This is a genomic window from Chroococcidiopsis sp., from assembly GCF_051657925.1.
Taxonomy (GTDB): Bacteria; Cyanobacteriota; Cyanobacteriia; order Cyanobacteriales; family Chroococcidiopsidaceae; genus Chroococcidiopsis.
On record NZ_JBOFLP010000067.1, the window covers coordinates 1 to 8,364 of the forward strand.

Here is an 8,364-nt window from a genome sequence, read left to right on the forward strand (position 1 = left end):
CTGCGGCACGTTGAGTAGATTAGCAGCAGCGCGATTGACTTCGCGAATTTTTCCAATTGCATCTGTCACAATGTAACCATCGGGGGCAAACTCGAATAAGTCTAGGTAACGCTGGCGCTCGATCTCAATTTGAGTACGAACGATCGCCAGTTCTTCATTTTGGGCTAATATTTCTTCTTCTGCTACGTGCAATTCCTCTAGGGTTATCCGTAGTTCTTCTAGCGATTGTTCTAGTAGTTCTTCCCGTTGCTCTAACGATGCTACTTTAGTGCGCTTGTATAACAAGGCTGCTTGTTTATAGGTGGCTTGTATTTTTTGATTAAATAGCCTCGCGTCCATTTTACACCTCCACCAATTGAGATTGTAGCCGTGGGTTGACCATGTGTTGTATGGCGCTCGGCAATTCAGCTAAACCTGACCCTCTCAAGGTAAAAGCAAGGCAGCGCTTTGACCTGACATCAATTGTGGTATGAAATAAAACAGCGAGCAACAATATATACATGGTTTTAAAAAAATTCTGTCAAAATTGCTATTTTTCGGTAATTTTAGCCGTCGGCTTGCTTGAATCGGTAAACACAGGTATTATTTCTAACGCGAAGGCTTTGATAAAAAGACAATATTTATAGCAATAACATTAATGTAAGTTAAGTGATGTATGTACGGTAGCCAACATTATTTTTTTTCACTTTTATGCAGCTATTTAGTACAAAAATAGCTAATAAAGCGATCCTCTCAAACCTACTTAAAGGAAGATAATAACTCAGTCAAAAGCTTTATTTAAACAGTTATCAGTTGTCAGTTATCGAGGAGTCACCGATCGCTAGTCCTCAGCTGGGCGACTCTCCCTCAGCTCCCTCAGCTCTCTTCCTCCCTGTTCACTGCTCCCTGTTCGCTGACTCTTGTTCTTCCATCAACATGATTACCCCATGAATTCCTTGCCTTGCATCCAGTAAAGGGGTGAGAGTGACTTTACATTGAATCGCCTTACCGCGTCGATTAATCGCATCTAGAATCACCTCAATAGAGCGAGATTCTCCCGCTAGACAAGACCGGATTTGCTGTCGCATCTGTCCGACTGGTAGACCGATATCCAAGTTTAAAAAATGTTGTCCTTCAACTTCGTGACTACGCAAGCCCCAGAGATCTTCGGCTTTATTATTCCAAACTTGGACTTGCAGTTCGCGATTCACGACGACCACTCCACCGCGAAGACTAGTGAGGATCGATGCTAGAAAGGCGTTGACTTGATTCAGTTCGTTGCTGCGCAATCGCAGTTCTTCGTTAATTGTCTGCAACTCTTCGTTGGAAGATTGCAATTCTTCATTCATGGTTTCCAATTCTTCGTTAGTCGATTGCAGTTCCTCGTTAGTTGTCTCCAGTTCTTCATTTGAGGATTGCAACTCTTCGTTGGTTGTCTCTAATTCTTCATTGGTTGACTGCAATTCTTCATAAGCCATTTCCAATTCTTGATTGGAATGTTCTAGATCCTCTTGCAACCTTCGAGCGCGACTGATATCGATAAAAACAATGCTGCATCCCAGCATTCTTCCGTTAATGTCTTGCAGGAGCGATATTTGTACGTCAAAATATAAAGTCTCTCCAGAGGCAGAAATCCACTCTACCTCTGTTTGGCTGATAGCACGCCGTTCGGCATAAGCTTGGTCGATCCGAGAACGCAGTTCTAGAGGACGGTAAGAAATTTCTAAGTCTTGCAGCGGACGACCAAAATCTCTAGGGTGAATATTAAATAAGTTGCGGGCGCGTTCGTTAGCTAATGTGAGTAGTCCATTGACATCGATCGCTATCTGTGACGTGGGGTTGAGGTCGAATGCTGTATCCCGAATGCGGACGAGGCTAGCTAGATAATTTGCTTCGTCATCTGCATGATTGTTCTCCATAAGCAACAAGCGATCGCGCATATTTCCTTTAGGAACTTTAATAAAAATTCGTCGCTTCAAATCGATCGGCGTGAAAGAATCGCCGTGACTGAGCAGCATTTCTGCTTTACCTAAAAATAAGAAGCCAGCATCATTTAAAGCAAAGTGAAAGCGGGCAATAATTCTCGATTGAGTTTCAGTATTGAAATACATCAATGCATTGCGACATAACAATAAGTCAATGCGGGAAATAGGTGCATCTTGTAACAAGTCATGACGACCAAAAATCACCGAACGGCGGAGGTCTTTACGAAAAGTATAAATCCCATTGGAATTCTCAAAATAAAGTTCTAACATTTCCGGCGGAACGGAACTCACCTCTCGTTCGTTGAAAGTAGCGTGACGGGCTTGGTTGAGCGCTTCTTCATCCACATCTGTCGCATAAATTTTGACGCGCTGACGCAACTGCTCGACTCCCACTGCTTCAGCCATCACCATTGCTAAAGTGTAAGCCTCTTGTCCCGAAGCACAGCCAGCACTCCAAATCCGAATTGGGTCTGTAGGTTCCTTGCGGGCAGTAATTCGAGGCACAATTTCTGTCATCACGTACTCCCAGGTAGCGCGATCGCGAAAAAAGGACGTGACATTGATCAAAATTGTGTTGAACAAATGGACGAATTCCTCTGGCGCTACCTCTAGGCGATCCATGTAATCGCTGAAGTTCTCAAGGTCGAGCGCCTGCATTCGTTTGCGCACTCGCCGCATCAAACTAGATCGCTTGTACCCTGTAAAATCAAATCCGCGATTGCGTTTAATATAGTTAATTAGCGCTTCAAACTCAGCATTAGCCTCATCCGTCATTCCTCATCCCTCATCCCTTTACCTCAACCGCAACTAGTTTTACCAAGGTAGGGGCAATCTCGTTCAAAGGTAAAACCAGATCGACAACGCCAGTATTAATGGCTGCTTCTGGCATTCCACCAAATTCAGCAGTTTTGTAGTCTTGGACAATTACGGTTCCGCCCATTTCTTCGATCGCCCTGGCTCCCATCGCACCATCGCTACCCGCACCCGTCAGAACAACTGCGATCGCCTGTTGCTTAAAACTAGCGGCTACCGATTCAAAGAGTAAATCTGCTGAAGGACGAACAAAATGTACGAGTTCTGAATGAGACAACGACAGGCTACCATCTGCATTGACCAGTAGGTGATGGTCTGGCGGCGCAATGTAAACTGTTCCCGTACGCAAATAATCTCCCGATCGGGCTTGTACTACGGGCAGCTTTGTGCGACGGCTGAGAATATCTGCCATCAGGCTAGGGTAGTGAGGACTTACATGCTGAACTACGGTAATAGCAGCTGGAAAATTTGCGGGTAATGCCGATAGAACTTGGCTCAGAGCATTCAATCCTCCTGCGGAGGCGCAGATCGCTACAACTTTTTGAGGCAGCGAGGAGGAGTCTTCCAAGGCAGGATGTTCCATTTTTGCTTCAGGAGTGACTCCCGAGGCTGCAATACTCTGCGATTCTACCACCTGTCCATTAGCTGTTGATGTATCGCTGCCATTACCGTCACTTCTCAAGATCAGTTGGCGCACCAGGGCAGCCTGGTGATGTGCGGCTCGCGCTTGTTCTCCAAACCGCTTAGCAGAATAAGTTTGCTGGCGATCGCGGGAGCGATTTCCCAATCGCTCTGTCAGGGCAGCTTTTTCTTCCAATGCCCGTAGTGCGCTCCATAGTGCATCTTCCAATGACTCTGACTGAGCGGCAAGTAAACTATCTGTAGAGTAAGCGTGACCCGTGCGACAGCGGAAGCGCATCAGCCTTCCTTCATCCAGTTCCCACAGCACGCCGCCACAATCTGGACAAGCATACGGGGAGGGTGTGCCAGGGCGATCGGGGTTTTGCATAGCATTTAACTCTAGTTCTGCCATGTCAGCCTCCATTTCCATATCATCAGATATGGCTGCTGTTTTTGTTACTATGGGTTGGCGAGCTAGCTCTACAAGCAAGGCTGCCATCTCTGCCACGGGTAAAATGCGATCGACTTCTACATTTTCAATTGCACTGCGGGGCATTCCCGAATACATTGCCTCTTTAGGATCTTGGACGATCGCCACGCCGTCTCGTTGCTTCACCGCCATCAGTCCTGCTGTTCCATCATCTAGCGTCCCCGACAGTACAACGCCCACAACCCGTTGTCCGTATGCTCGTGCTGCCGTGCGAAACAATGTATCTACCGCAGGGCGATGACCGTTTTCTTTGGGACCGTGAGCCAGAGAAATCGAGCCGCGTTTGACGAGCAAGTGGAGATCGGGTGGTGCGACATAAATTCTGCCATATTCGATCTGCTCGCCATCTTGAGGATGAATTGCCTTGAGCGAGGATTGCTTCTGACGCTTGGCGATCGCCCGATTGAGAATTTTCGGGAGAATGCTATAACCTTCAGAAGGAACGTGCAGCACGACAAAAATTGCCGCTGGTATATCCGCCGGTAAAAGACTCAGCAGTTGAGACAGCGCTTCTACGCCACCAGCAGAAGCCCCAATGACAATTATGTCGTGTCCAGGCATTGATTAATTAGGGAGTAGGGAGCAGGGAGCAGGGAGTAGGGGAAAGAGAGCGATCGAACTAAGTTCACGCTAGCAGAATATTGGACTAATAGCTTCACTCTATAGGGAGCAGGGAGCAGAGCAGAAGTCAGAAGCCAGAATTAACTGATAACTGATAACTGATAACTGCTTCCTAGTCACCAGTCACTGTTTTAGGTAACTCAACGTTAAATGTCGAACCTTTACCTAGTTGACTTTCAACTGAAATTTTGCCTTGCATCATGTGGACTAGCGATTTGGTAATTGCTAAACCTAAGCCAGTCCCGCCATGTTTTCGGGTTGTCGTTTGATCGACTTGACGAAATTCTTCAAAAATATGCTCTAGTTCCGATGTAGCAATGCCAATACCAGTATCCTTGACACTCAGCATAAATTGCGTATTTGAAAGTTCGCAAGTTTTGATTTCTATACAACCAGATTCAGTAAATTTAATTGCATTAGAAAGTAAGTTGATTAATATTTGACGCAGGCGGTTGCTATCATTAACAATTGTCACATTTTCTGTTTGCAAATCGACATATATAGGTAATTGCTTCTGCTCCGCTAGAGGTCTAAGTTCATCAATAGTTGATGAAACGAGACGATCTAAGCTAATTAATTCTAATTGCAGTTCTAGCCGACCTGATTCAATTTTAGATAGATCGAGAATATCGTTAATTAAAGCAAGGAGATGTTTGCCATTACTCAAAATGCGATCGATCATGCCAGATTGAGTTGCAGACAAAGCCGCAGAACGCTGACGTAACAAAACTTGCGCAAAACCAATCACGGCATTCAAGGGCGTGCGTAGTTCGTGAGACATGGTGGCGAGAAACTGAGATTTCAGCCGCGCTGCTTCGATCAATTGGATATTTTGCTGCTCGATCCGTTGTCTGGTTAACTCCAGTTCTCGATTTTGCTGAGCTAAAGTCAAATTTTGAGCAGCTAGCCGTTCTTCCCTTTCCTCTAAAGCCTCGATTAAGCGAGCATTCCCGATCGCGATCGCCGCCTGTTCTCCTACCGCTGCCATTAAATTTTGGTCTTCGGGGTCGAAGGCATCAAGATTTTGCCAATTTCCCACCACCAATACACCCAAACGCTCTCCATTCATCGAAGCGATCGGCACTGCATACAAGGAACTAGGGGCGAGGAGCGAGGAGTTAGGAGTGAGGGAATTTTGGATTACTCCTTGTCCCCCTTGTCTCCCTTGTCTCCCTTGTCTCCCTTGTCCCCCTTGTCCCCCTTGTCCCTCTTCCCTACTCCCTGCTCCCTGCTCCCTGCTCCCTCTCATCAACTGCGCTTCCCCAGTCTCAAATACCTGCCTCAAGACTCCCAGATCGGGATCGAAAATTTCGGTTAAGAGCAATCTTTCCTTGCCAATACCTGCTGTGGCAGAAGTCTCTAATTCGTCAGTTGCAGAATTATAAGTGGCGATCGCGGCAAAATCTGCATCGGGGATTCCATCACAGACAGCTCCGACGATAACGTGTAGTAGCTCGGATACGTCAGTTAAGCGTTGGTTGAGCAGGTTGCCAATCCGCTGCAAGACGCGCAGTTGTTGCTGCTGTTCGCCCAAAATTACGATCGCCTGACGCAGATTTTCGCCAATTTCATTAGCTTCTTGATAAAGCCGCCCGTTATCTACTGCTAACCCAGCCCGACGACCGAGATCCTCGGCAAATATCAAGTCGGCATTAGTATAGACTCGCTGTGACTCAGCTGCCACAAAACTAATTGCTCCGAGCGTCCTACCGCGCGCTTGAATTGGGACGCACAGCGCCGATTTCATCTGAATTTGGTGCAAACTTTGCAAATGGTCGCGATCGCGGGCGAGATTTTGGAGTAAGTTATCGTCAATCTCTGGGTATAAAACTGACTCCCCGGTATGGATAACCTGGGATACGCCCAACGTGCTATTTGGGCTAACAGGATAGTGACAAGCTAAAGCTTCTAGCCACCGTACCTGAGATAATGTGGAATGAGCCACGCTCACTTGCCGGATCGAGCCGTCTGCTTCGAGAATGTGAATGCTACACCAATCTGCTAGCTGCGGTACGATCGATTGAGCTAAGTTATTCAAAATAGTTTGATAGTCCAGAGAAGCAGCCAGAATGTTGCTAGCTTCAACTAAAAATCGTTCTTGTTCTTCAATTCGCTTGCGCTCAGTAATATCAACAAATGCCCCTATACTGCCTCGGCATTGACCTTGTTCGTCAAATAAAGGTGCGGCGTTGCCAAGTAATTTGACTGGGGGCGTACCTTCTTTTATTACTAAGTCTAACTCTACATCTAACACTGGTTTACCGCTGCTTGCCGCTTGTTGCACGGGTAACTCGGAAGCAGGAATTTCTTGACTTTGACGGAAGACTTTGTATGCCGGTCGTTCCTCTAATGGCGCACTTTTAGAAGCGTTAGCATTTGGTGATAGCCCCATGAGCTTTGCCATTGCTGAGTTGACGCGAATATACTGGCATTTCGGATCTTGGGCGATCGCAATTCCCAGGGGAATCACGTCGAGCAGCGTTTCCAACTCGTTGACTCGTCGCGCCAAATTTCGGTTGAGTTTGATAATTTCAGCTTCCGAGCGCTTGCGATCGCTCAAATCGACAGTAAAACAAATTGCCGTGTCGGGTGACTGCTCTACAACTGCCGCACCCAATAGTACTGGCACTCGCGTTCCGTCTTTACGGATATACTCTTTTTCATAATAATTAAAACTACCAGCCGTGCGCAGTTGTTCGATGACAAGTCGATTCTGCTCGGCATATTCTGGTGGTGTCATTTTTTGCCAGTGCAACTTTCCCGCTTTTAAGTCCTGCTGAGTGTAACCCACCATTTGTAGAAAAGCTTGATTTGCCTCAAGAATTTCCCCACTCAATTTCGTTAATATCACACCTACGATATTTGTCTCTGCCAAACGCTGAAACCGAGATTCGCTAGCTTTAAGGGCAGCATTCAGCCTTCTACTCTCCGTAATGTCGCTCAAAATTCCCGACATCCGATAGGGATAGCCGCGAGCATCTCTTTGGGCTTTTCCCCTTGCCACGCAATGACGATACTCCCCAGAAGAGGAGTGCAGCATCCGAAACTCAGCTTCACATTTATCTCCGTGTAGCAGGTGATTTCTAACTACAGTTTTGATCTCGGGTAAATCTTCTGGATGAATTAAATCTAATAGCGCTGTGGGGGTGTGAGTAAATTCTGCTCGCTCGACCCCAATAATTTCTAATAACCTATCGTTACAATAAACTTCATCGGTGGTACAATACCAATCCCACACCCCATTATTAGCAGCTTCGATTACTAATCGATAGCGTTCCTCGCTTTCTCTTAACCGATTGTTTGCCTCTTGAGCTGCCAATTCTGCTTTATGCAGGCGAATAGCATTGCGGAGAGTTTGGCTTAGTCCCTCTACCGATAGTTTAGATTTCGATAAATAGTCATATGCCCCCGCTTTCATTAACTGGACGGCGATTTGCTCATCTCCTTGTCCTGTCAATACCACCAAAGGCACGGTAAAGCCCAAAGAGCGGATTTGTTGCACTAAACTCAATCCATTGCCATCGGGCAAGCGATAATCTAAAAACACGCAGTCAAACTGCTGCTGTTGCAACTGGGCGATCGCTTCAGCACAGTTATTTGCTTCTGACAAATCTATCGTCACCCCAGCAGTTACTAGCGCTCGCCTCACTGCCATGCGATCGACTTCATCATCATCTACAACTAAAATTTTGACTGGTTCTTCCATAACTAAGGGTTAGGGGTTAAGGGTTAGGCGCTAAGGAACAGATTGCCCTGCTCCCTGCTCTCTACTCCCTGCTCTCTCACTTAAGGCATTTCACTTAAAGTCCAATAATTATTCAGCGTTGCCATGACTTGGACAAAGTTATCGAACGT

Annotated in this window: 4 protein-coding genes; all 4 read right to left on the reverse strand. The window is 46.5% G+C overall.

What is annotated here, in order from left to right:
* Positions 1-339: PAS domain-containing protein (locus ACRC32_RS05155; RefSeq protein ID WP_438552982.1), on the reverse strand; the 339-nt coding region annotated here is incomplete at its 3' end.
* A 536-nt stretch (positions 340-875) separates the two neighbouring features.
* Entirely contained in the window at positions 876-2,738 is a 1,863-nt protein-coding gene (locus tag ACRC32_RS05160) for a CheR family methyltransferase (RefSeq protein ID WP_438552983.1), read from the reverse strand.
* 10 nt (positions 2,739-2,748) lie between these two features.
* Positions 2,749-4,449, reverse strand: coding sequence for a chemotaxis protein CheB (locus ACRC32_RS05165; RefSeq protein WP_438552984.1), 1,701 nt, complete (start codon positions 4,447-4,449; stop codon positions 2,749-2,751).
* 172 nt (positions 4,450-4,621) lie between these two features.
* Positions 4,622-8,215: a PAS domain S-box protein gene (locus ACRC32_RS05170; protein ID WP_438552985.1), complete on the reverse strand. Its 3,594-nt coding sequence runs from the start codon at positions 8,213-8,215 to the stop codon at positions 4,622-4,624.
* Positions 8,216-8,364: the final 149 nt, after the last annotated feature.

What these genes read in the sequence shown, in the direction of transcription:
- ACRC32_RS05160 (WP_438552983.1), bottom strand. Translation starts at nt 2,738, where the DNA reads ATGACGGATGAGGCTAATGCTGAGTTTGAAGCGCTAATTAACTATATT.
- ACRC32_RS05165 (WP_438552984.1), bottom strand. Translation starts at nt 4,449, where the DNA reads ATGCCTGGACACGACATAATTGTCATTGGGGCTTCTGCTGGTGGCGTA.
- ACRC32_RS05170 (WP_438552985.1), bottom strand. Translation starts at nt 8,215, where the DNA reads ATGGAAGAACCAGTCAAAATTTTAGTTGTAGATGATGATGAAGTCGAT.